This is a genomic window from Pontibacter beigongshangensis (genome assembly GCF_014332515.1).
Classification (GTDB): Bacteria; Bacteroidota; Bacteroidia; order Cytophagales; family Hymenobacteraceae; genus Pontibacter; species Pontibacter beigongshangensis.
Window position 1 is genome coordinate 1 of record NZ_VFSD01000020.1, and the last position, 22,058, is coordinate 22,058.

Sequence of the window (22,058 nt, forward strand, 5' to 3'; positions counted from 1 at the left end):
GTTAGCTGCCAATACAAATAAAAATGTCTTACGAAATTTCAAATAAAGAGAGGGAGTACCTTGGTCTTGACCCGATTGAGAAACATTGGGACAAAGTCTTTCTTAAAGGCGACACTTACCGCCCCGAAACCATCTTGTATTATGAAGGGGATACTATAAAAAGGCACATCACTTCAACTGATGCCCAGTATGCTGAACTTCAATACAATGAAAAGACAAAGGACAGAGTGATTCTTTTGCCTAAAACTGAAAAAGGTAAAGAAAAGAAATTGACGGCATCAGTCCTTGAACAAAGACAACCTATTGGCGTGTACATTAGAGTAGATAACAGTGATTTAACCATTGGTAACTACACTACCCAGACAACCTTCTACTCAACCCGTTGGGAGAAAAGCAGGCATTCAGAAAAGGAGGCTGTTCCTGAAATTATAAATAACTTCATCAAACATTCACCTGAGAATCATCTCAAAGAGATTTCCATTTTCAAAGCCTCCAGAAGAAAGAATATAAAGTACAGGCCTGGCGACTATTTCAGGTTTAAGCTAAATAGAACGGAATATGGATTCGGTCGACTTCTTTTAGATGTGAATAAGTTAAGGAAGAAGGGCTATTTACCAAAAGACCATGGACTTGGCTTGCTGATGGGGCCACCCTTGATTGTTCAGCTGTTCGCATATAAGTCAAAGGAGAAGGACATAGCTATAGATACGCTTGACAAACAGCCAAAGCTGCCATCTGATGTGATGATGGACAATCTTCTCCTGTACGGAGAGTATGAGGTGTTTGGACACAGAGAAATCCGAGATGAAGAACTGGACTTCCCGATCTCCTATGGAAGGAGCATAGACCAACGACAAGTGGTTTTCCTTCAATGGGGATTAATCCATAGGGAACTGCCTAAAGAAACTTTCAACAAATATGTTGTAGGCGAAAAGTCCTTTGACCAAAATCCTTATGGGTATTACTCTATTGGATTCAGGCCCCATTATGACACTGTTGATGTTGCAAAGGCAATAGAGAATGAAGGTAAATTTGATTTTGAGAGTTCAGAACACTATCTGGCTAAATGGGATTTAAGAAACCCAAAGAACAAAGCAGTAAAAGATGAAATTTTTAAGGCATTTAGCCTTGACCCAAACAGTAATTATTTAGAGAACTGTCTATTAACTGGAACTTCTAAGACAATAGAAATTTAAAATATCGACAGCTAACAACAGCTAAAAAGCATAAAAACGCTTTTTAGCCCAACCGTTGGTAGTAAGCATCAAATACAAAAATGAAAAAGAGGCTTTTCGACGAATATAAATCGAATGAACATTATTGGGGAGATGCTTTTGAAATTACTATTAGTGACTTTGATACCTCGACTGAGAAGTTAAGAATCGTACTTCTAGATAAAGTATGTCAACAAGAGAATCTAAATCAATTAGGAGAGAATTGGGTGAAAATTGATTTTACGGCTGCAAACAAATTATTACAGTACGCTCTTCAATATGATTTAGCCTATTCAATTGAACTTGCGCCTGAAGAAAAAGCACAAACCTTCAAGAATTTAATGTTAAGTGGTTTTGAAAGTGGAGACTGCATATGCTATACTAACTGGTCAGGGTTTCCAGGAGAAGAAAATTGTCTAGGATGGGAACCACTAACAGAAAATACTTTTGATATTGCTATTGTGTTCATGAATCAAAACAAAATGGTTGTGACCTATTTTATTGCAGAAGATTAAAAATGCCAGCTACCAACAAAGTGTAGCAGTACGGCTTCTGACGCTACGCCATTCTGCTACACGAATAACGTTATGGGTAATTGAAATCAATGAGAAACAGGCTCTACATCTTATTTGCGCTGATTTTGTTTGCCTGTGATAAAGCGCAGCCTATTGAGGATCTTTGGTTACCTGATGGATTTGACTACGCTTATAGTATAACCGAATACAACGGAGACCCTAAGAACAGCGAAAATTTCAGATGCAGGGAATACTACGATTCTACAGATAGAATCCTGTTAGAGATAGGTGGCTCACATGAGGGATGCCTTATGTTTCTCTATGACAGTACTGGAAGGCTTCTGGAAAAGAGGTGGGGAAGGAACTGCCAAGGGGCCATAAGGGACAGCATGGTTTATGACGCCGCAGGAAACCTCATAGGCTCTGTAACACCTAAAGATTCTCTGAACCCAAACCCTCGCCCTTTCAGGCAAACTAAATTCTACGACAATCAGAACAGGCTCGTGAAAGAGTTTATTCGTGACTTTACGGACGCAGACGGAAACAGGCTTGAGTTCTGGCGGGAACTCACCTACGCAGTTGGGAAAATCAGTAAGGAGCTAATAACGCAGAATGGGAACCTGGAGTGGGACGGCACTTATGAGTATGATAAGAGTGACAGACTTATAGCCATTAAAAAGAAGCGCGGTGAAGTGTATCAGAACGAGTATTTCAGGTATGACAGCAAAGGGAAACTTCTCGAGAAAGAGCGGACAAGCAATGAATATCCCCTGACTCCTGAGGTAACGCATAGTGCGTGGAACAACAGAACAGTGTATGACTACGATAGCAATGGGTTCTTAGTAAAAGAAATCTCAATAAGCCATAAAGGGAAAGAGTGGGTGGTTGGGCAGTATGTCAGAAAAAACAAAAACCCATAACAAGGTATATAAGCCACACTTCGGCTGAGCCTCGTTCGCCTTTTATACAATCCGTTGTATGTCAATTCAATGAAGAAAATAATCCTTGTACTACTTGTCTTTTGTGTTAGCTGCAGCGATAATATGGAATTTAGAGAGTTTACTTCTGAACAGGAATGGTTTATAATTAAGGTACCGAGCAATTGGGAAGAATTTCCTGATGGAAAAGGTACTTATGCATTTTACGATGAAGATAACTGGACAGGGAATTTCAGAATCACACCCCTCAAGTGGGACAATTTAAAAGGTATAGATAAGTCTCCTGAATACCTCACTCAGGAATACGAAGAAAATATCTCCAAGAATCCAAAGAGGTTAAAGTTAGGAGCCCATGATTGTGTGTTCTATAAAGAATACCTACAGGAAGAAGAAAATGAAGTGCTGATGTATAACTGGACTCTTGGTAGCAACAATACCCTATTTCTTATATCCTTCTCAACTGATAAAGCCAATGAAGGGACTGAAGAGAATGAAAAGGAAATGGAAAAGATTGAGTACATGATAGGATCACTGCAAATTCACTAGAAGAAAACCGTCATACAACAAGGTGCAGCCCTTATGCTTGGCTACGCCTCGCCCATCGGCTGCACTAAACGTTGGCATTCATAAAAATCAAGAATTTAAAAAAATGGTATTTGCTCTCACCTTAGAAACTAACCTTGGTGGTGGAAGAAATAGTTGGATTCACGACCTGTCTGAGAAGCTTGGGAGCCATTTTGCTGAAAAGAGTTTTGGAGACGATTTAAAGGAACTGTTTATTGGAATCATTGCTGTAGCTCCTGAATTTGATTTCTTTTTTAAGATTAGAAAACCAAAATATCGGCAAGGTAAACGAGTACATAATAAATATGGGACGTCATTCACAACTGTAGATTGTGTTGAGTATGATGTGAAGCTTGACTTCTCGCTTTACTCAAAGTATAAGCAGGATGAATTTATCCTTAATCTAAAAAAGGAAATCCTCTCCTCTATTCAAGTCCTGAAACAAATTAAGAAGCTTAAGCACTTTGATTTTGGTGCCTTTGAAGGTGAGTTGAGGGATTATTTAAAAGTCATAGAATAACGTATGCCAACCAAGCCTATAAGTTATGCTTTGGCTTCGCCTCGCACACCTTTTCAGGCCAATCCGTTAGTGGTAATGCTAAGTATAAAAATTAGTCAACGGAATTAGCTGACTTGATTGATAGGAGCATTCATTGAATACAAGGCTTAAAGAAAACTAATAAATCAATTAACAAGCGTGGACATATTGCTTACACTATTTGCTCTTCTATTTATCATTACTGGTATTTTATTTATGGTAAACTACAAGTTCTATAAATATGACCCGAGCAATATGTTGTTTGCTACTAAGTTGAAAGTGTTTTTGGGTGGTCTTTTATTTTGTTTGATTGGAGTCTATGGCTTGGTTCATGAACTGACAAAGCTTTTCCAATAGAAAAATAAAGCACAGGAATGTTGAATATTGTTACTCAAAAAACTACTGTCCACTAACCACACCTATAAGATAGCTACGCCACCTTATAGCCCAGTACGTTATGCTTCATTGTAAAGAAGCCTTTTTGATGAGAGAATTTAAAACAGCAAAGGGTTGGGCAATTCTAATCTATGCAACTGCCCCTTTACTCATTGGACTTTTTACCTGGCTCTTGGTTGAGCCTTTCGTGCATGAAAATGCAGATGGTGCCCTTACCAATGCATACTGGTTTCTTGCACCATTGTCCATTGGTATGATAGGTTTGATGGGGTATGGTCTAATTGAGACAAAAAAGTGGAAGTTTGTAATTGACAGCGACAAAATATACGCAGCGGGTACCTTTTCACGCCGACAACTAAGGTTTGATGAAATAAAGGGATACCGAATAGATGACAACTATATTTCCATTGAACCCAATGTCGCAGGCAAAAAGAAAATTAATATCAGCACTTACCTTGGCAAGACGGATGAGATAGTGGAGTGGCTATCATCCTACTACCCAGACCTGGACTTGCTCCATGCAGAGCAGGAAGAACAGGAAATTTTAGAAAATGAAGAGCTTGGCTGGACAATTGAACAGAGAGAAGAGAAACTGCTCAGAGCTCGTAAGACAGCTAAAGTACTCAACTGGGTAGGTGGCTTATTTGGGGCTTGGGCATTTTTTTGGCCAGCTCCCTATGAACTTGCCATAGTGGCATCGATTACGGTTCCGATTGTCGCAGTTGCTGCACTGAAATTATCATCGGGGCTTATCCGAATTGACGAGAGAAAAGACAGTGCCTATCCTTCGATACTTTGGGCTGTACTTGCTCCAAGTATGGGACTTTGTTTAAGAGCTTTACTGGACTATAATATCTTTAGCCACAACAATGTTTGGATACCTTCATCAGTAATAGCTTTCGCAATGATAACGGTGCTGATGATTGGTAACAAAGAGTTTAAATTCAAGAAAGCTGTAGACTACTTTTCAGTTTTAGTGATTGCTTCGATTCTTTTTGCCTACAGCTACGGTTCAATAATAACGGTAAACTGCATGAATGACAATTCAGAGCCAGTAGTATTCAATGCAAAGGTTTTGAGTAAAAGAATAAGTTCTGGCAAATCAACTACATACTATCTTGAATTAACTCCTTGGGGGTTACAAAAGGAAATAGAAGAAGTATCGGTTTCACAAGACTTATATGAGCAGCTTGAGAGAGACGATTTGGTAAGTATTTACTTTATGAAGGGCTACCTTGGTATTCCTTGGTTTATTGTAACCGATTAAAACAAAGAAAGCATAACACGGCACATGAGCAAAGCCGCGGCTACGCCTTGCTCACCTCATGTACGAGTACCGTTATGCTAAATTTTCAATCAATGGAAGAATCAGAATTAAATATTGAGGGAGAGCAACTGCATGACTCATTAGTAAAAGATATTCTGATTGACAGGGAAACAGAATCTGTAGTAATAAGAATAACAACAGCAGAGCTTTACTACCCAAAAACAAGAACAGCCTCTATCATTGCCGAAAAAGCAAGTTCCATCACATGCCCTATGCAGAATCCGTGGGGAAGAAGTTGTTCTATCAATGAAGTAACTAAAAACGGCAGTAGGCTTGAAATAGAAATGCAGAGCGGAGATACTATAGTTATTGAAGCAGAAACCTTCAAAATTGTAAAAGAATAAATTAGCATAACCCTGCACATAAACCAAGCTACGGTTACACCTTGCTCGGTTTATGTACGCGGCCGTTAGTGGCAATTAGCTAGACGAGAAATGAACATGAGCCAAATAGTCGACTTAATAAAGCAAAAACATAAAGACAACGGAATTGACGTTAACCCTCCAGCGACACTTTCTGACATTGCTGACTTTGAAAGACAAATGGGGTTTTCGTTGCCGACAGATTTTAGAGAGTTTTATTTGACCTGCAATGGTTTTGGTTGTAATGAGGACATTTTTAATATGCTTTCACTTCAGGACATCAGGCAATATCAGCTAGACTTCGGAGATAGCTGGTTTTATTTTTCTGAATACATGATTTACTCGGACATGTGGGGACTTAGATGCACAACAACCGGACAATTTGAAATATTTAATGGAAGTTATCCCGATAAAACCATGACATCCTCTTTGACTGAATTTCTTCAACGGTTTCTGACGGGAAATGTATTTGAAACTGGTGGACTATATGAATGGCATGAGGAACTGGGGATAAAATAACTTCCACTAACACGGGTTTTGCGTCAGGCGGGTGACGTGCAAACTTGGAGCTTTGTGCTTCTAGTAAACTCTAGTGAAAATTGAAACTGGGTGCTCCAAAACCCGCCCGAACACAAAGCCCGAAAACGTTGGCGTGCATAGAAACAATATTAGTTGAAAGAGCATTTGTCACATAGGCAGATAATTAAATCAAATACTTCGGAAGAATTCTTTTTAGAAATTCATATTTAATCATTGCCAATAAAGCAATGTTTCCAAAATGGCGGGAAAAATAAACATAATATTGCTTCTATGTCTATTCGCTACTTTTGCTTGTCAGGAGAGGGCAGATGAACAATCAAAAGAGGAAGATCTGTATCCATATATGGATATGGATACCGTAACAATAACTATGGTAGGGACCTTTGATTCAACCGAAATGTTGTATCCTGGGCATCATATTATTGAATTAACAAATAAAGAAAATTCTTATGATCTTGATCAATATCTTACTGCTATCCAAAGTAAATTGACTATAAAAGATACTCTAAAATCAGTATACAGCGCCGGCGCAGTGGAATGGCCAATACAACCTTTCCGACATAATCTCTAAATTGGCAGGGACTTCAGTGAGCCCCGCGCTTTTAATGGCACTATGTAAGTCCTTCCTAAAATCTGGGCCGGAACGCCTTATGTTCTTCCACTGGAAGGGCATTTGATGAATGAACTGGTGATCTTCTCTGAAGAATCCCGTACAGAAAAATTTTACTATTCATGGCCTTCCCTGAAGTCACTATTTTTCACAGTTATGGATTTCAGTTATGGGAAAACAGGAAATACCTTTCAGAATCATTCATCCCCACGCCGCTGGCATCGATGTGGGCTCGCGCAGCCATATGGTGGCTGTGGATCAGGTGAAAGAAAATGTACGTGAGTTTGGTATCTGCACCAAAGACCATGAGCAACTCATTGACCATCTTCATACCTGTGGGGTCACGACCATTGCCATGGAGAGCACTGGCAGTTACTGGCAAACCTTGTTCAACGCCCTGCAGCAGGCGGGTTTCGAGGTGCTGCTGGTGCCGGGCAGCCAGACCAAGAACGTGAAGGGGCGAAAGACCGATGTGCTGGATTGCCAGTGGATACAGAAGCTCCATTCCCTGGGCCTGCTGTCGGGCAGCCTGCTGCTCAGCGATACTTTTCAGCAGCTGCGTACCTATTATTATCACCGGCAGCATTTGGTGGAGCAGTCAGCCCGTTACAGCAGCAAAATGCAAAAAGCACTCCGGTTGATGAACATCCGGCTGGACGTGGTGCTCAACGACATTACCGGCCAGTCCGGCATGGCCATTATTGAAGCCATCCTCTCAGGGGCTCGTGACCCCGAGCACCTGGCTTCGCTGGTGAGCACCCGTGTGAAGCGCTCACGCCAGGAGATCGCCGGGGCGCTGCATGGCTGGTGGCGGGAAGAGTTGCTCTTCGAGCTGGAGGCCTGCCTGGATTTCTACAGGCTCTATGAGCGCAAGCTAAAGGAATGCGACCAGGTCATCGAGCAGTTCCTGATGAAATACGCGCCTAAAACGGAGGTGTCGGTCCAGGAGGAGGAGCGGCTGAAAGCCAACAGGAAAAAGCGGAGCAAGCATACTCCCGGATTTGATCTGCCGCACCTTGCTTTCCGTTATTTCCAAACGGACCTGTTTGCCGTTAACGGCATTAGCTTTAACACGGTGCTGTGCCTGCTCACCAACATGGGCCATGACCTGCATAAATTCCCGACTGCCAAGAGCTTTGCCTGCTGGTTGGGACTGGTGCCCAACAACAAGGTAAGTGGCGGCCGTATCATCAGCAACCGCACACCCTCGGGGAAAAACTACATTGCCAAGGCCCTGCGTCATGCGGCCAACGCTATCGGCAACCATAAGAATCATGAGCTTACCCCTTTCTTCAGAAGGATCGCGTTCCGGAAGGGGCGCATCGCCGCTATCATCGCCACGGCAAGAAAGCTGGCTGTCATTATCTGGAACATGGTCACCAAAAAAGAACCCTACAGAAAAGAACTGGCGCAGGTCAGCAGCCAGAAGCAGAAAGCCCTGAAACTAAAACAAATCGAGAAAAAGCTTTATGCCCTTGAACTCAACAAAGAGGAACTAGACAGGCTATTTCTTAGAAGTTCACTGGCAGTCAGTTAGCAGTTGGTTGTACAGAAAAAGGCCCCGTCTGGAAAGCTTTTGCTGCATGTAGATACTAAAAAGTTATATAAAGCTGAGACTTTTGCAGGTAAATTGGATTCAACTAACAAAGCATACATTTTAAGGCGTGTGAGTGAATATGTACCTGTGACTTTACAAAATACTACAGAAGATACCATTGCATTGTATTTCTTTAATTATTTTGGAACATTAAGACTTGTAACAGAGGCAAAAAATAGGCGAGGAGTTTGGAGACAAATAGAACATTTTGCTGCTCTTAAGTCTGATTACGAGCATAGAGATTATAAAAAGGGAAAATATATTGGTCGCATGCTCTTCCTGTTACCAAATTTTGCCCTCAAAATAGCACTTCCAAAATTTTCAGGGGATTTTAAAACACAGTTAAGGGTTAAACTTGCTTTGGGAAGAGACACCATTTACTCTAATGAATTTGAAGGTTCCATATATGAAGGGCAATTTAATCTTCCGACAGGCTTTGAAAAATCATCAGATATCTATTTAGGAAATGATGTACCCTTTGGAGTAGATGTTGAGGTATGGAACCCGTGAAAAAGTAAAATCGGACCTATAAAAACAACGAAACGCCAACAAAGTTCAGCCTTAACCCTTGCTTCGCTTAGGGCTTCGGCTGCACGAGTAACGTTATGGGGGCATTTTTAAGCATGAAAATATGAGACAATTATCGACTTTGCTGGCAACCTTGCTTTTAGCTGGCTTAGTAGCTTGCGAGCAGACGAAAGCAGTTTCTACCGAGGATGAAAGCCAAGGAGGATTAGTTGCTACTGGAAATGCTCAAACTGATATTTATGCTTATCTCAAGGATTCCTTAGCTACTGATTGGGTAAGAGAAAACCCTGAATTAATGGAAACAGAAGCATCATACTTTGATAAGGAAAGAGCTGAAAAATACTTTATAGCTCCAATCCAGGTAAGCGGGTACAGTACACCTTTCGCATGGGATGGTAATTTGTCAATGCTTAGATTTCTGTTATCAAAAGATGACAGTATTGAAGTACTAAGAGGTGCTGAAGCAGACCCCAACTATAAAGGAATAAAGATAACTTGGAAGCAAGGTTTATCTGGTTTAGTATGGTTTGATAACAAGGCTTATGAAGCACCTGTAAAAGACTGGTGGTTAATTAAAGAATCAGAATGTCCTGGCACCATCACATTTCCAACCCTCTCCTTTGAAAAACAGTTTGAGGTGCCAAATGCTATAACTAATAGCCTTGAAGGCTTAGCAATAATCCCCTTCAATAGCGAATTCAAGGAAATCAAAGCTTCCGATGTTTCATTGAAGACTAAGAATGGAATGTTGTTAAATGGCAAAGCCTACGATATAGACAGCGATGGAATCGTTGATGTGTTTCGCTATGAGGAAGAGATAGATGAAACTACCTCTTACAGTAGACTTTATCTCAATGTTGGTGGCAAGTGGAAGTGCAAACATGTAAAGCAGGATGAGGTGTGCATATAAGAAAAACATCCCATAACCCTGCACAGGCTTTAGGCTCGGCTTCGCCTCACCCACAGCCTGTCTTCACCCGTTGATTGTAATAAAAACCACAAAATGAAGAAAATTATACTATCAGTTTTATTCATACTTGCTTCTACATCCCAGCTTCTTGCCCAAGGGAAAAATAAAGTTGAAGAAACTTACGCTCATGCACTACAGCTTTTTGAGCAGCAGCAGACTGAAGCCGCTGTATCTGAGTTTAAGAAGGTAATAGTACTAAACCCGAGACATAAGGACGCCATATACAACTTAGCTGTAATTAACTTTGAACTCGGCAACAAAGAAGAAGCTGTTGAGCTTTTGCAGGCTTGTGTGAGACTCCGTGACAGAGACGCTGCTAATCTGCTGAAGGAGCAGTTACAACAGAAGATTACATATGCTGACACAATGCACTTCGAAGATGTGGATGTAGTGCCTAATGTAGTGGTGAACTCAATCAATGAATATGTGATAGACGGCAAAGGTTTGAATAAGACAATTGAAAAGTCTATACTCAGCGAACTTAAAAAATCAAAGGTGCTGCGAAAGCAATTTGGGGCGGGAGCTATGCTCCCTTTATCCTTATACTTTGGCAAGGACGGAAAACTTAATGCAGAAATATTGGGTCCTAAAAAAAGTGAAGCCGCTCAACAAGAGATTACTGAAGTATTCAATAAGGCAGTACAGATTGTACCTGGCAAACATGAAGGTAAAGAAGTTGTTGTTTGGGGCTTGACTTTACCAGTTACCATGTAAAATTAATACAATCAACACGGCACAGGCTCCATACTCGGCTACACCTCGTTCGCAGCCTGTACTAAACGTTGGCAGAAAGTGATAAAATTGAAAATGGTAGAACTTGACAAATATGAATTACATGCTTTGCATAAGTTGCTAGGGGCTGTTAAGTTTTCTGAAAAAATCGACAGCTACGATTTGAATGAATTTGCCAACAGCCCTCTCAATACGAGCATCTTAAAGAAAGTACGAGAAGAACACATCAGAAACCAACAAGCGGCAGGGAACTCCGATTTGATTGAGAAGTGGCTTGAAAACATAAAATTTAGATTTGAAAGTGAAACTGGAAAAGCAATTCCAAACTTACTCAGACACTTGTCACCTTCATCTCTAGAGACATTAGGAAACTTGAAAAAAGAAGAACTTCAGGCTTTTGCTATTGGGTTAGTTGAACCACTACATTCCGAAACGGTCGAAATAGAGAAGCTATCGGATTTCATAAAGTCTCTTGCCAAAGAAAAAGTATAAAGAACACCTTCTGCCAATCTAGTAGACGGACCCGCCAGCGTTAACTGACGGGGTGCGCCTCTCACACCACTGTACAAGCGGGTCTTGCATACAGCGGTTCGTTAAGTTGGGGAGCCGGCACTGGTGTCCAGAATAGCTGTTTAAACAAATGCCTATCTTCCAAAATTAGTGCTTATAATATTCTAATTATGAATTAAATCTCATTTAATACTGCTAAAGAATCGAACTAATACAGCTATAAATGTTAGGTCCTTCTTAGCATCTTAAAATACTGGACCAAAGATTCTCCAAGTTAAGAATTTATAACTTGTACAAGTAATGAAAAGAAGACACTAGTCAACAGACGAGAAACTAAAGGTCTTTTAGAAGCAGAAAAGGAAGGCATAACGGCCACCATCCGTAAGCCGACACTGCTGCTATATTCCAAAACCTTTGTCATCCAAAATTTCCATTCCAAACTGTCCCAAGAGAAGATTTTCCACTGTCCCACGCGTGTCCCTTTCGTACTTAAGATATTTTGGGACGCGTCCCAATTGCTGTCCCCAAACCGGATAGTTGTGAATTTCGAGCCTTGGGGGATTTTAAATTGCATTGCAGGACCTTATATAACCTACATGAGGTAATAGCAGGGCCTACATATGTAGGCCCTGCTATTACCTCATTTTAACTAGACAACGCTAAAATACTACAGTTTGCCCACATTGGGAAAGCAATGCATATCATCCTCCATAGGAGTAAAGACATCCAGCCGTTCTACCTGCTTTATGTACTGCTCCAGAGCGATACCCGCCTTTACCTTTAGCCCATATTCCGTTTTAACTAACTCCGGCTGCTGTCCCAGAAAATTATGAAGCTCCCCTAAAACGTAAGCCATGACAAGTTCTCCATACCGAACATGGCAATTTGAGCAGACGTTTCTGGCGCGTAGGATAAAATCGCCTACCCGCTGATGCCTGCTTTTGATTAGTGACCGCGCCAATTCTTCGTTAACTAAGTTATCTGTTAGAAACGAGCGTGTACTGTAGAGGAAATCCTGGTAACTAAAATTGAAATTGAATTTGTATTGCCCCCTAAAAAACGCGTTTAAAGCATGGTTTTCCTGCTCCCTTAGCTGCATTGCCAGTGCAGCAGCTCCGTTTTCACTCTCTTTCCCTGTCCCAAGTGCGTCCCGGCCTGCCGCTGGGACAGCTGCTGAAGCTGTCCCAGCCGGTGTCCCATGGCTTCCCAGAACTGTCGCGGGACGCGTCCCAGGTGCTGTCCCAGGACCTAAATCCTGTATTTCCTTTACCATTCTGCCTACGCTGGACTTGCTGATACCTGTTAACTCGGCAATACTCCTGATGGAATACCCTCTTTCGTGCAGCTGCTGCACTTGAGCAAATAAATTTTGTTGTTTCATGGGTGTTAAAAAATTAATTGTTGGTTAAAAAATTGGTTTTGAATTCATGCGGACCCAACTATCCCAGCAGCAATGCTACCAGCCAGTATGGCCTTGGTTTTATCGGCCACAATACCGAAATACTTCACTGTCCTGCCCTTTTCCTTGACGACCACCGTGTCAGCTTCAAAGAGAATGTGGAAGAGCTGCATGGCCTTGTCCTTGGTGAGCTTTATGGCAAGGTCGCGGTCGCTGTTCATCACAGCGGTAATGGTGTCAGCGGTTACCCGATTACCTATTTTATTATTAATAGAAGTCGATTCGGTAACCTTTTCCGCTATTGCCTGCTTGTGTCGCATTATCCGCTCCACGTCCCTTTTGTCGGCAGGAGAAAGTCTCTCGTAGTGCTTTATCCTGTCATAGGTATCCATCTTGTTGAGCAGGTCCCCGAACTTGCGGGCTCCCTTGTGCTCGCGCATCAGGGACACTGTCTCTTCTGGGACAGTGTCCCTTTCCTGCAGCTTGAGGTAGTTCTTAAAGACAACCAGAGCTGGTTTGCTAGCAAGCAGGTGCTGGTGAGCTTCCTGCAGCTGACTTGCCTCCTCATTTACCCGCACATCGTACCCTAGCCGCACAATCTGCTTGCGAAGCTCCAGGTCTCTGGTGGCACGGTGCAGCGCGGTGTAGGTGGTGGTGGCGCAGCCTTTTTCCAGGAGCGTCAGGGCCTCTTCCTCTACAAGTTGCCGGGCGGCTTTCGCTGCCCTGTCAAGCTCCTCTGACTCCGGTGTCTTTTCCACCTTCACCTGCCTTGCATCCTGCATCGCAACATGCCCTTCTGCTGCCAGTTGGCTGAAGAAATCGGCTGTTGCCGTGCTCCGGATGGCTGCCTGCTCCACTTCATAGTGAATGAGCAGTCTGTTTACCTCATAGCGCTGCGTTGCCTCCTCGTATCTGCAGTACTTGGCCGTCTCCCTGTAAGCGTAGGAGCCGGTGGGAAGGTAGGGGGTCAGCTTCTGGTACCGGTCGTTGAGCGTGTTCAGGAAAAGGCATTCCTGTTGCGCAAACTCCAAATAGGCCTGATAAGCGGCTTCACGGTCAAATTCTCTTCCCTTTCGCTCCTGCTTGTACACCGTCACCGGCAGCAAGGGGATCTTGCGGGCACGGGCCATGAACTGCAGGGTGTTTGAAAGGCTTAGATGCTCGTTCTCATGCTCGGCCACGATCACCCGCAGGTGCTGGTTATAGATGTCCACGCCACAGTCGATAAGGGATGTGGTGAAGATGAGGCGGACGTTTTCCGGCATATGCTTCGTTTCAGTGATAGCCTGGTACACGCTCCCGGCTACACCCTTCGAACCCGAACTCAGCACCGCCACCTGCTCAGCTGCCAGTCCTTTGAAGCTGTCTGCAACCTGGTCGATGTGCTTTAGGTTGTTAAGCCGGATAAGGTACTGGTAGTTGGCAAAGTCCAGCGTGGGAAGCAGCCTGGCAAGCTCGTGCTGAACCTTGCCTTTGTAGGTGATGGGGCTGAGCAGCAGCTTGTTTGACAGCCCGGCCTTTACCTCCACGTATTTGAAGCCGTACTCCTGCAAAAAGTCCGGAGGCGTAGCCGAGATGCAAAGCACGTTCCTGGCCGCTAACAGCTGCTTGAAGAGGTACTCGTACTTGGAGCGTTTGTCAGGCATGCCATACCCGGAGAGCAGCTCATGCACCTCATCACAGATAATCAGATCATCATCCGTAACAGGAGGCAGCTTGGCAAAGCTGTCATAGGTGCAGACGGTTATCTTGCTGTGCAAGGCCGTTTGCACATCCTCGTAAGTGGCTCCCTGCTTGATGATGGCAATCTCCCCATACCGGCTCCTGGCAATGGCATCCACGATGACAGTCAGCGGCTCCAGGATGATGATGCGGCCACGAACGCGGCGGGCAAGGGCTTCCAGGGCGAAAGTAGTCTTGCCTGTTCCCGTTCTGGCCTTGAGCAAGACCTTGCCGTGCTGCTGGATGTAGTCCGCCAGCGGGGCATCCTGCTCCCCGATGTAGCGATGCACATACAGCGTGTAGTGGGGCCCTTTGGCTTCTGGCCTCAGTTGGAAGCGCCAATCTGTGATGTCAGGTCGCAGCCCGTCCCGCAGCGCATCTGCCAGGTCGTAGCCGTCTGTGCGAAAAGGGAACAGATCCACCGGGGTAAAGGCAAGCTGGTGGTTCTTCAGCATCCGATAGGTGCTCAGCGAGCGGCCGGTGCTGTCAGCATCCATCAGCACGTAGCCGGATTTGCCTTTCAGCGCCTTTACTTTCTCCTTGCTTAAGGAAGAAGCTCCGCCAGTAGGGACAAAGTCGAACTGGGGGTAAAAGAAGCTGGCCAGCACAGCCGTCTTTTCAGACTCCACGATGACAACCGGCACGCCTTCCCGCAGGAGGTGTATGCCGTAGAGGCACTGCCCGTACTTCTTACCGGCTGGGTTCTTGAGGTAGAAAGGCTTCCTTTCCTTGTCTCTGCCGCCGCTGGGCGTGTAGGCAAAGTGCTTCAGGTTGACATAGGCGCCGCTCGTATCCCGGTGGCCAAAGACAGTAAGCAGGGTACTGCCTCCGGAGGAGGAGGAGCCAACGTGCCATTTCTTCAGGTGCGCCTCGGGCACACCCAGGGACAGGGCGTGGCGGTGAAAATTTGACCTGAAATCCTGTGTTACCCTGTCCCAAAGCGCAGCGCTTACTTGCGCCGCCTCTGTCCCTTTCTCTGTCCCAACTGGGACAGGTGGACGCGGGACAGGGCTTCGTTGTGGTGCCGGTGCCCCGGTGGAGGTATAGCCAAGCTTGGCGGCTAAAAGAGCAAGCGCCTCCTTGAATTCGCAGTTGTGGTAGAACTGGATCACCTGGAGCACATTGCGCGCAGCGTCATCACCGAATTCCTTTCCGGTGAAGTCCTTGACCAGGTAAACTCCTTTATACTGGTAGATGTTGACCCGCTTGGAGTGCTGGGTCTGGAAAACCGCGCGGAGCTTCCTGAAATGAGGGAAGTACTCCTGCAACACCTGTAGGGTGCTAGAATCGGCTACTAAATCGTCTGCGCCTGGCAGCTCTGGTTGAGGGTGAAAAATAGATTTAGGGCAGCCTTTCGTCTTGCTGCCTCCGCCCCTGGAGGTGGAGCGGGTCTCATGCAAGGCCATTCCCATGGCCTGTGCATCTTTGTGGATGGTCACTTATACATTTTGAAGGGGGAACCTCGGGCCTACATTCTTCATAGGGTTGCCGGGTTCATATTTGACGTTAGGTTAAAATTAATTACGGTGCAAGTATACAGAATAAATTTAATTCCTTTACATTTGGGTAAACAAAATTTAACATGAAGGAAAGATACCTCGCCTTAGACATTCCGGTTTATGAAAGCACCTCGGATTATGCCGATGAGATACTGGAGAACCTGCGCCACAGGCAGTTCACACTCAAAGATGCAGGCGTTACTTCACGTGTGCACAACAACTGGCGAAGCCTGGGCATTGTCCCTGCTTCAGAAGAGGATGGCAAGAAGCTGTATTTTGATTTTATCCAGTACCTCTGGCTGCAGCTGGTAAAAGACCTTCGGGTCTTTGGCCTTCCCTTAGAGACCATTGCCGCCGTGAAAGATTATCTTTTTGAGGAGGACTTCATGGCGGGTGTGGAATACAGCGAGCGTGATATGGCGGAGCTGAGAAGAAACATAGAAAAGGAAGTTCAACGGCCCCTGACGGATGGGGAGTTTGCAAAAGTCGTGGAGAACATGAGGCGAAGAAACACTTTCATGCCCTATCGCTTCTCCCTGATCGTGCTGGCGCATTTTCTTTACCGCTCCAATACGTACATCTACATCTTTACCGATAGCAGGGTCGTTGTCTGGAGTGAGTATGAGACCCAGGGCAAACCTGACCTGGGCGAGCCTCACATCACCCTCCCGCTTAGCCATTATTTCTTCCAGTTCCTCAACGACGAGACAAAAGCGCAGTTTGTAGCAAAGATTCCTATCCTGACAAGGGAAGAGCATGAGGTGCTAAGGGCCATGCGCAATGACGATGTAAAGGAGCTGACCATAAAGTTCTCTAAAAAGGGAAACAAGCGCAGGGCTGACTTGATCACGAAAGTAGACAAGCAGCTCTCGGACCGGCAGAAGAAAGAAATCGCCCAGATATTAGGCACCCGCGATTACAGTACCATCACCATGAAAACGCAGAACGGAACACAGCTCACCTTTGAGGAAGCCCAACGAACAAGGCTCTAATCCTCCCTACGCTGTATTCCCACTCTTCTGCATTGGTGGTAAGTTAAAAGTCACTGAAGAACTCAGGACACTCATTCAATAAGCATTCTAACTGAAGAACTCAGACAAGTGCGGATATTTTATAATCTCCGTGAATGTAAATCACAGAACCCAAAAACAAAATGTAAAGCAGAATCTAAAGCAACAAGCATTACAAATACAGTTAGTACCGGCAGAGAACTCCCAAACGCCAGTGCAGGAAGAGGGGCTCTACCAGCAAGTAATACAGGATGAGCAGCTGCGGCTGTACCATGTGGCAAAGCTACTGGACACGCCCGGCTATACCCATCTTACCCAGCAGGAGGCCAGTGATATGGTAGAACAAATGCTCCGGCTCTCCACGCTCCTGTATGAGATGCTACAGGATGAGTCAAACAGCCAAAATCAGGACCTTTCCCCAGTTCACAGCATAACTGGCGGCAAAAATGAGTAGGACGATGAAAAACAAAGCAAAAGCAACAACCAAGAAAGAGAACAAAAGCAGCAAGAGCGCTGCTGCAGCAAAGCCCTCACAGGGACTCGGCATTTTTGCCCGCGCGCAGCAGCCAGGCAAAAAGCGAAAAGCTGATGCAAGAGGTAAAGTTGCCGTCATCTATACCCGTGTCTCCACCAAAGAGCAGGCTGACACAAACCAGAGCCTGGAGACGCAGCTTTCCACTTGCCAGGAATATGCAGAGCGCAATGGGTATGAGGTAGTCGGCTACTTCGGCGGCACCTATGAGAGCGCCAAGTCAGACGAGCGGAAAGAGTTTAAGAAGATGCTCGACTTTGTTAAGAAGAGCAGCCATAAGATTGGCTATATCATCGTCTATAGCCATGACCGTTTCTCCCGCTCCGGAACAAGTGCCGCCTTTATCGCTGACGGATTGCGGCAGTCGGGCATCTCGCTGCTGGCAGTGACGCAGCCGGTGGATACGACCACGCCGATGGGTATGCTCATGCAGCAGCTTTACTTCTCCATGGGACACATGGAGAACCACCAGCGGCGGGAGCGCTGTACGGCAGGCATGGTAGCCAAGGCCAGGAAAGGCTACTGGGTAGGCGGAAAGGCTCCCATGGGCTACGACCAGTACAAGGTGAACGGAGAGCAGGTGATAAAGCCAAACAAGACGGGCAAGCTTATTCGGCTGGCCTTCCAGCTGAAGGCTGAGCAGGGATTGAGTAACACGGCGATCATCAAGCGGCTCAAGGAGCAGGGACTCACGCTCTATGACCAGACCTTGAGCAAGATATTCCGAAACCCTTTTTACTGCGGCCTTATCACCCATGGACTGCTGGAGGAGGATGAGGTGATAGAGGGAAGGCACGAGCCACTGGTGTCGCGTGACGTGTTCCTTCGGGTGAACGGGCTGCAGGCTCAGAACCCGCAAGGCTATACCCAGGTAAAGGAAGATGAGCAGCTTCCGCTGCGCCACCACATCAAGTGCGGGTCCTGCCAAAAGCCGCTCACCGGCTATGAGATGAAGAAGAAAGGCATCCACTACTACAAGTGCAACACCAAAGGCTGCTGCCTCAACCGCAATGCCTCCAAGATGCATGAGCGCTACCAGGACTTGCTGAAGGAGTATCAGATTGACCCAGCACTCCTGCCACAGGTACAGGAGATGATGGGCCAGGTATTCAAAAAGCTAAGCCAGGAGAATGAGCAGGAGGAGAAAAGGCTGAAGCTGCAGCTGGCAGAACTGAAGAAGAGGTATGAGACACTGGAGCGTCGCTATGCCTATGGGGAAATAGAGCGGGAAATATTTCAGAAGTTCGGCGGAGAGCTGAAGGCAGAGGAGCGTGAAATAGAGGCAAGTATCGAAAAATTATCGGGACCTTTATCGAACCATCAAACACTGCTTGGAAAAGGCCTGAAAATGATGCTAACTCTTTCATTATCATGGCGTAACTCAGATGCTTCAAAGCGGAGGAGGCTGCAAGCGTTGGTGTTCCCGGAAGGGGTGCAGTATGACAGGGAAAATGAGGGGTATCGAACCATAAGGGTAAATTCTTTTTTCAGCCTTGCCAGCGAGATTTCGCAGAAAATGGGGCAAAAAGAAAGGGGGAAAAGCAGCTGTGAAACTGACTTTTCCCCCTTAGTAGTCCGTAGGGGAATCGAACCCCTGTTGCCAGAATGAAAATCTGGAGTCCTAACCCCTAGACGAACGGACCTTGTGACTGCATTGCGGGTGCAAATATAGAAGTTGTTTTTTAATGATGCAAACGAAAGATCAGAATTAAGACTGCTTTTTTTTGACAGGCGGCGGAACCCTTCGTGCAGGCGAAAACCAATATAGCCTTATGCCGTTATAGAAATAAAAAGAAAAACAACCAGAATTTATATGGCAAAAAGTGCACACTACAGTGGTGTAAAGCCGGAGGTGTATAACCAACTGAGAGAGAAGCTGCAGACCATGGGGCTGCGGTTGGAAGGGAACAACGGCAGGATAAATGAGAAAGGCGTATCGGCCAGGTATAACTATAACCCGGAGGCCGAATCGCTGGACATTGAGGATGTGTCGGTGGGGTTCCCGGCCAGCATGATGCTCAACGCCGACAGTCTGATGGAACGCATGAACCAGATGATCGTGCAATACGGCGGGCAGCCAAAATCCTGAATTTTAAAAGCCAATCTATCATAACTACCGTATAAGTAGCATTCGCTAAATTAGAAAATAGGAAAGATAAAATTATGGAAAACGAACAAAACCAGAGCTCAAACGCAGGCAGCAACAAAGGCAGTCAGAAAAAGTCTTCGGAAAGCACTTTGCAGTTGCTGCAGCCGCACGATATGTCTAAAACAGTAGAGTCAGCGATGCACGTGTTTCAGGGTCGCCATGAAAAGCTGCCGGAACTGCTGCACGATGTAGGCACGCTGGTCCTGAAAGCCGCCAAAAAACTGACCACCACGCAGCTGATCATGGCAGCTGGTGCTGTCACGATCGGTGCTATCCTGGTGGCGCGCTATGCCGGCGATCACGAATTCGACTTCGAGTCTGAATAGGCTGCGCTAAAAATAGGAGGCCCTTAGCTTTAATTAGCTAAGGGCTTTTTTTATGCCGGCCACCTCTGAAAAAGCTGGTACGTGTTTTGAAGAAGAACCTGGTATAGCAAAAAGCTATATTAACTGCAGTGGGCATACCGCCTTCTCAAATCAACCTTTTCCCTAAATTACAAGATTATGAAAAAATCAAATGTATTGCTGCTGATGCCGCTGGCCCTCCTGTTTCCTCTTTTTCTGAAGGCCCAGGCCCAGCAGGTGCTGCCCCCAATGATCAGCGTGAACGGTATTGGCGAAGTTAAAGTACAGCCCGATGAGGTAGTGGTGACCCTGGGGGTGGAACTCCGCGACAAAAACCTGGACCAGGTGCGGCAGCAGACCGACAAGCGGGCCGCTGCCATAATTGCCTACCTCAAAAAACAGGGCGTGGAATCGAAGCACATACAAACCTCCTACATGCAGGTGCAGCCGGTGCACAGCAGCGCGAGCTCCGACTATGGCAGAACAACTCCGGATTTTTACATGGCACACAAGACCATGACCTTTGTGCTGACCAAACTCGATAAGTTCGACGAAGTGATCTCGGGGCTTTATGGAGTTGGCATCAACCGGGTAGATGGTATCTCTTTCCGGGTGTCGGATGTGGAGAAGCACAAGGTGGCGGCCAGGAAAAAAGCGGTGAGCGATGCCAAAAGCAAAGCAGCTGCCCTAACCGCAGAACTGGGCGCTAAAGTAGGCAAAGTGTACTCCATCAGTGAAAACACCGACGGGGGAGGCCCCAGGCCCTTATATGCGCAGCAGAACATGATGATGCGCGATGCGGCCATGAGCGAGGCTGGCGGCCCTTCTATTGCCGGTGGCGAAGTAGTGATTACCTCAACTGTAAACGTGAGTTTCGTGATCGAGCAGTAAACACAAACCTTGCCCTAAAAACAAAAGCTCCTGCCACAGCGGCAGGAGCTTTTGTTATGCCTTCCCGAGCACCGCCTCTTTATGGAAGTGCTCCATGGGCTTAAACTGGCCGCTTTCGTTGGCTATAAAGCTCAGAACCTGGTTTGGCGCTGGCAGCAGGTGTTCTTTGCGAATGCTCCAGGGTTTTAGCATCTCCTCCAGCATATGGGCATAACTCTGCATCTCCCAGGGGTTGAAGACCTCGTTCGTGACATCGTCAATCAGCGTGTCGAGCACCAGCTGCTCGTCTCCTGGCTTTACCGGTCGCTCAAAATATTCGGGCACTACGTTAAAAATATAGGCAGCATAAAACACCCGCGCCTTAAACTCGGCGAGTTGTACCGGGTGCAGCTGCTGGCCCTGCGTGAGCTTGTAAAACCTGCCCAGTGCTTTCCGGATAATGCCATTGTCGAGCAGCGAGCAGACGATGGCAACGGACCCCAGTTTTATACTGAAGGCCATGGTGGTGAGCTCATCCTGGTACTCAAAAGGCAACTCATCTTCGGCCGGGTTTACTTCTACCAGAAACAGGGAGCAGGGGATGAAACCCGAAAAAACCATCGGTACCCGCAGCGACTGCAGCACCTGGTAAAAAGACCGGAACTTGCCCAGCATCTTCGGGTTTTCGCTTACGGCGTATTCCGGGCGAATCAGCGGGTCGGCTTCTTTTATAAGTTCTGTTACGAGCGTGCCGTAGTACATTTTACCGATCCACTGAAAAAGCTTTTGCTCGTCCAGTGCCTGCAGACCAGCCAGGCCTTGTTGTGCCGCCGCTTCCACTTCCTGCTCCAGCGGAATAATGTGGTTCACCTGGCAGCTGTCGCAGCAGGGTATGGTGAGGTTGCCAAAGGTGGTTACGCTTTTATCGAGCAGGAGCAGCTCTTTATCCTGCAGGCCATATTGCTGCTGCAGCCAGCTGGCAAAAACAGGCGTGCGCTGGCCCGAGGTGATGGTGGTGCCACAGAGAAAGCAATGCCCGTCGCTGAATTGCATTTTATCGAACGGGTCGTATAATCGTAAATCTTTCATCTCAGAAGTTAAAAGGCAAAGATACGAAGGGAGCTTCGTTAGTTAAAAGTTTGGAGCTATGAGTCAGGGAATGACTATGCGTTCATGAGCGCGTCAGCCACCC

General features: G+C 45.9%; 23 protein-coding genes and 1 tRNA gene. 20 read left to right on the forward strand and 4 right to left on the reverse strand.

The features are described from left to right. Window positions 1-23: 23 nt before the first annotated feature. From FJM74_RS15780 to FJM74_RS15845, 14 genes are all read left to right on the forward strand, one after another. Window positions 24-1,196 (forward strand): immunity 26/phosphotriesterase HocA family protein, encoded by a 1,173-nt coding sequence (locus FJM74_RS15780; RefSeq protein ID WP_187263602.1) that lies wholly within the window; start codon window positions 24-26, stop codon window positions 1,194-1,196. An 80-nt stretch (window positions 1,197-1,276) separates the two neighbouring features. Beyond that, on the forward strand, window positions 1,277-1,729 hold the full coding sequence (locus FJM74_RS15785; RefSeq protein WP_187263603.1) for a hypothetical protein: 453 nt from the start codon (window positions 1,277-1,279) through the stop codon (window positions 1,727-1,729). An 89-nt stretch (window positions 1,730-1,818) separates the two neighbouring features. Beyond that, entirely contained in the window at window positions 1,819-2,649 is an 831-nt protein-coding gene (locus tag FJM74_RS15790; protein WP_187263604.1) for a hypothetical protein, read from the forward strand. A 123-nt stretch (window positions 2,650-2,772) separates the two neighbouring features. Next, window positions 2,773-3,213 (forward strand): DUF3805 domain-containing protein, encoded by a 441-nt coding sequence (locus FJM74_RS15795; protein WP_187263605.1) that lies wholly within the window; start codon window positions 2,773-2,775, stop codon window positions 3,211-3,213. A gap of 37 nt (window positions 3,214-3,250) precedes the next feature. Further along, a complete protein-coding gene (locus tag FJM74_RS15800; RefSeq protein ID WP_187263607.1) occupies window positions 3,251-3,751 on the forward strand; it encodes a hypothetical protein in 501 nt (166 codons plus the stop codon). Between the two features lie 502 nt (window positions 3,752-4,253). Next, window positions 4,254-5,432, forward strand: a complete 1,179-nt coding sequence (locus FJM74_RS15805) for a hypothetical protein (protein WP_187263613.1) — start codon at window positions 4,254-4,256, stop codon at window positions 5,430-5,432. Between the two features lie 92 nt (window positions 5,433-5,524). Further along, complete coding sequence (locus FJM74_RS15810; protein WP_187263614.1) at window positions 5,525-5,836, forward strand: hypothetical protein; 312 nt, start codon at window positions 5,525-5,527, stop codon at window positions 5,834-5,836. Between the two features lie 96 nt (window positions 5,837-5,932). Then, window positions 5,933-6,373: an SMI1/KNR4 family protein gene (locus FJM74_RS15815; protein ID WP_187263615.1), complete on the forward strand. Its 441-nt coding sequence runs from the start codon at window positions 5,933-5,935 to the stop codon at window positions 6,371-6,373. Between the two features lie 259 nt (window positions 6,374-6,632). Next, the gene (locus tag FJM74_RS15820) at window positions 6,633-6,965 is read left to right on the forward strand and encodes a hypothetical protein (RefSeq protein WP_187263616.1); all 333 of its coding nucleotides are present in this window, start codon (window positions 6,633-6,635) and stop codon (window positions 6,963-6,965) included. Window positions 6,966-7,173: 208 nt separating this feature from the next. Beyond that, on the forward strand, window positions 7,174-8,541 hold the full coding sequence (locus tag FJM74_RS15825) for an IS110 family RNA-guided transposase (RefSeq protein WP_187263617.1): 1,368 nt from the start codon (window positions 7,174-7,176) through the stop codon (window positions 8,539-8,541). Window positions 8,542-8,544: 3 nt separating this feature from the next. Further along, window positions 8,545-9,111: a hypothetical protein gene (locus FJM74_RS15830; RefSeq protein ID WP_187263618.1), complete on the forward strand. Its 567-nt coding sequence runs from the start codon at window positions 8,545-8,547 to the stop codon at window positions 9,109-9,111. A gap of 121 nt (window positions 9,112-9,232) precedes the next feature. Next, a complete protein-coding gene (locus FJM74_RS15835; RefSeq protein ID WP_187263619.1) occupies window positions 9,233-10,039 on the forward strand; it encodes a hypothetical protein in 807 nt (268 codons plus the stop codon). 93 nt (window positions 10,040-10,132) lie between these two features. Further along, on the forward strand, window positions 10,133-10,813 hold the full coding sequence (locus tag FJM74_RS15840) for a tetratricopeptide repeat protein (RefSeq protein WP_187263620.1): 681 nt from the start codon (window positions 10,133-10,135) through the stop codon (window positions 10,811-10,813). A gap of 93 nt (window positions 10,814-10,906) precedes the next feature. After that, window positions 10,907-11,323 (forward strand): hypothetical protein, encoded by a 417-nt coding sequence (locus FJM74_RS15845; protein WP_187263621.1) that lies wholly within the window; start codon window positions 10,907-10,909, stop codon window positions 11,321-11,323. 685 nt (window positions 11,324-12,008) lie between these two features. Here FJM74_RS15845 and FJM74_RS15850 read toward each other — a convergent pair. Continuing rightward, on the reverse strand, window positions 12,009-12,722 hold the full coding sequence (locus tag FJM74_RS15850) for a hypothetical protein (protein ID WP_187263622.1): 714 nt from the start codon (window positions 12,720-12,722) through the stop codon (window positions 12,009-12,011). 44 nt (window positions 12,723-12,766) lie between these two features. Next, window positions 12,767-15,901 (reverse strand): DUF6371 domain-containing protein, encoded by a 3,135-nt coding sequence (locus FJM74_RS15855; RefSeq protein WP_187263623.1) that lies wholly within the window; start codon window positions 15,899-15,901, stop codon window positions 12,767-12,769. 143 nt (window positions 15,902-16,044) lie between these two features. Between FJM74_RS15855 and FJM74_RS15860 the strand changes: the two genes are divergently transcribed. The 3 genes from FJM74_RS15860 (at window position 16,045) to FJM74_RS22755 (ending at window position 19,112) form a co-directional block, all read left to right on the forward strand. Continuing rightward, window positions 16,045-16,953 carry a hypothetical protein gene (locus FJM74_RS15860; RefSeq protein ID WP_187263624.1) on the forward strand — a complete coding sequence of 303 codons (909 nt, stop codon included), beginning with the start codon at window positions 16,045-16,047 and terminating at the stop codon, window positions 16,951-16,953. Between the two features lie 130 nt (window positions 16,954-17,083). Beyond that, window positions 17,084-17,425 (forward strand): hypothetical protein, encoded by a 342-nt coding sequence (locus FJM74_RS15865; protein WP_187263625.1) that lies wholly within the window; start codon window positions 17,084-17,086, stop codon window positions 17,423-17,425. Window positions 17,426-17,429: 4 nt separating this feature from the next. Beyond that, window positions 17,430-19,112 (forward strand): recombinase family protein, encoded by a 1,683-nt coding sequence (locus FJM74_RS22755; protein WP_394353899.1) that lies wholly within the window; start codon window positions 17,430-17,432, stop codon window positions 19,110-19,112. On the opposite strand, the gene FJM74_RS15875 is transcribed toward FJM74_RS22755, so the two are convergent. Then, window positions 19,075-19,146 (reverse strand) — tRNA-Glu (locus FJM74_RS15875). The genes FJM74_RS22755 and FJM74_RS15875 overlap by 38 nt on opposite strands. A gap of 170 nt (window positions 19,147-19,316) precedes the next feature. On the opposite strand from FJM74_RS15875, the gene FJM74_RS15880 reads away from it, so the two are divergent. The 3 genes from FJM74_RS15880 to FJM74_RS15890 all read left to right on the forward strand — a co-directional run bounded on the left by FJM74_RS15880 (window position 19,317) and on the right by FJM74_RS15890 (window position 20,887). Next, complete coding sequence (locus tag FJM74_RS15880) at window positions 19,317-19,592, forward strand: hypothetical protein (RefSeq protein WP_187263626.1); 276 nt, start codon at window positions 19,317-19,319, stop codon at window positions 19,590-19,592. A 74-nt stretch (window positions 19,593-19,666) separates the two neighbouring features. Further along, window positions 19,667-19,978 carry a hypothetical protein gene (locus tag FJM74_RS15885; RefSeq protein ID WP_187263627.1) on the forward strand — a complete coding sequence of 104 codons (312 nt, stop codon included), beginning with the start codon at window positions 19,667-19,669 and terminating at the stop codon, window positions 19,976-19,978. A 177-nt stretch (window positions 19,979-20,155) separates the two neighbouring features. Further along, a complete protein-coding gene (locus FJM74_RS15890; RefSeq protein WP_187263628.1) occupies window positions 20,156-20,887 on the forward strand; it encodes an SIMPL domain-containing protein in 732 nt (243 codons plus the stop codon). Between the two features lie 54 nt (window positions 20,888-20,941). Here the strand turns inward: FJM74_RS15890 and FJM74_RS15895 are convergent, their stop codons facing one another. After that, a complete protein-coding gene (locus tag FJM74_RS15895; RefSeq protein ID WP_241739201.1) occupies window positions 20,942-21,955 on the reverse strand; it encodes a hypothetical protein in 1,014 nt (337 codons plus the stop codon). Window positions 21,956-22,058: the final 103 nt, after the last annotated feature.

Bases quoted from the DNA above. Each gene is read 5' to 3' on its own strand.
- FJM74_RS15780 (WP_187263602.1), top strand. From the start codon at position 24: ATGTCTTACGAAATTTCAAATAAAGAGAGGGAGTACCTTGGTCTTGAC.
- FJM74_RS15785 (WP_187263603.1), top strand. From the start codon at position 1,277: ATGAAAAAGAGGCTTTTCGACGAATATAAATCGAATGAACATTATTGG.
- FJM74_RS15790 (WP_187263604.1), top strand. From the start codon at position 1,819: ATGAGAAACAGGCTCTACATCTTATTTGCGCTGATTTTGTTTGCCTGT.
- FJM74_RS15795 (WP_187263605.1), top strand. From the start codon at position 2,773: ATGGAATTTAGAGAGTTTACTTCTGAACAGGAATGGTTTATAATTAAG.
- FJM74_RS15805 (WP_187263613.1), top strand. From the start codon at position 4,254: ATGAGAGAATTTAAAACAGCAAAGGGTTGGGCAATTCTAATCTATGCA.
- FJM74_RS15810 (WP_187263614.1), top strand. From the start codon at position 5,525: ATGGAAGAATCAGAATTAAATATTGAGGGAGAGCAACTGCATGACTCA.
- FJM74_RS15815 (WP_187263615.1), top strand. From the start codon at position 5,933: ATGAGCCAAATAGTCGACTTAATAAAGCAAAAACATAAAGACAACGGA.
- FJM74_RS15820 (WP_187263616.1), top strand. From the start codon at position 6,633: ATGGCGGGAAAAATAAACATAATATTGCTTCTATGTCTATTCGCTACT.
- FJM74_RS15825 (WP_187263617.1), top strand. From the start codon at position 7,174: ATGGGAAAACAGGAAATACCTTTCAGAATCATTCATCCCCACGCCGCT.
- FJM74_RS15835 (WP_187263619.1), top strand. From the start codon at position 9,233: ATGAGACAATTATCGACTTTGCTGGCAACCTTGCTTTTAGCTGGCTTA.
- FJM74_RS15840 (WP_187263620.1), top strand. From the start codon at position 10,133: ATGAAGAAAATTATACTATCAGTTTTATTCATACTTGCTTCTACATCC.
- FJM74_RS15845 (WP_187263621.1), top strand. From the start codon at position 10,907: ATGGTAGAACTTGACAAATATGAATTACATGCTTTGCATAAGTTGCTA.
- FJM74_RS15850 (WP_187263622.1), bottom strand. From the start codon at position 12,722: ATGAAACAACAAAATTTATTTGCTCAAGTGCAGCAGCTGCACGAAAGA.
- FJM74_RS15860 (WP_187263624.1), top strand. From the start codon at position 16,045: ATGAAGGAAAGATACCTCGCCTTAGACATTCCGGTTTATGAAAGCACC.
- FJM74_RS22755 (WP_394353899.1), top strand. From the start codon at position 17,430: ATGAAAAACAAAGCAAAAGCAACAACCAAGAAAGAGAACAAAAGCAGC.
- FJM74_RS15880 (WP_187263626.1), top strand. From the start codon at position 19,317: ATGGCAAAAAGTGCACACTACAGTGGTGTAAAGCCGGAGGTGTATAAC.
- FJM74_RS15885 (WP_187263627.1), top strand. From the start codon at position 19,667: ATGGAAAACGAACAAAACCAGAGCTCAAACGCAGGCAGCAACAAAGGC.
- FJM74_RS15890 (WP_187263628.1), top strand. From the start codon at position 20,156: ATGAAAAAATCAAATGTATTGCTGCTGATGCCGCTGGCCCTCCTGTTT.
- FJM74_RS15895 (WP_241739201.1), bottom strand. From the start codon at position 21,955: ATGAAAGATTTACGATTATACGACCCGTTCGATAAAATGCAATTCAGC.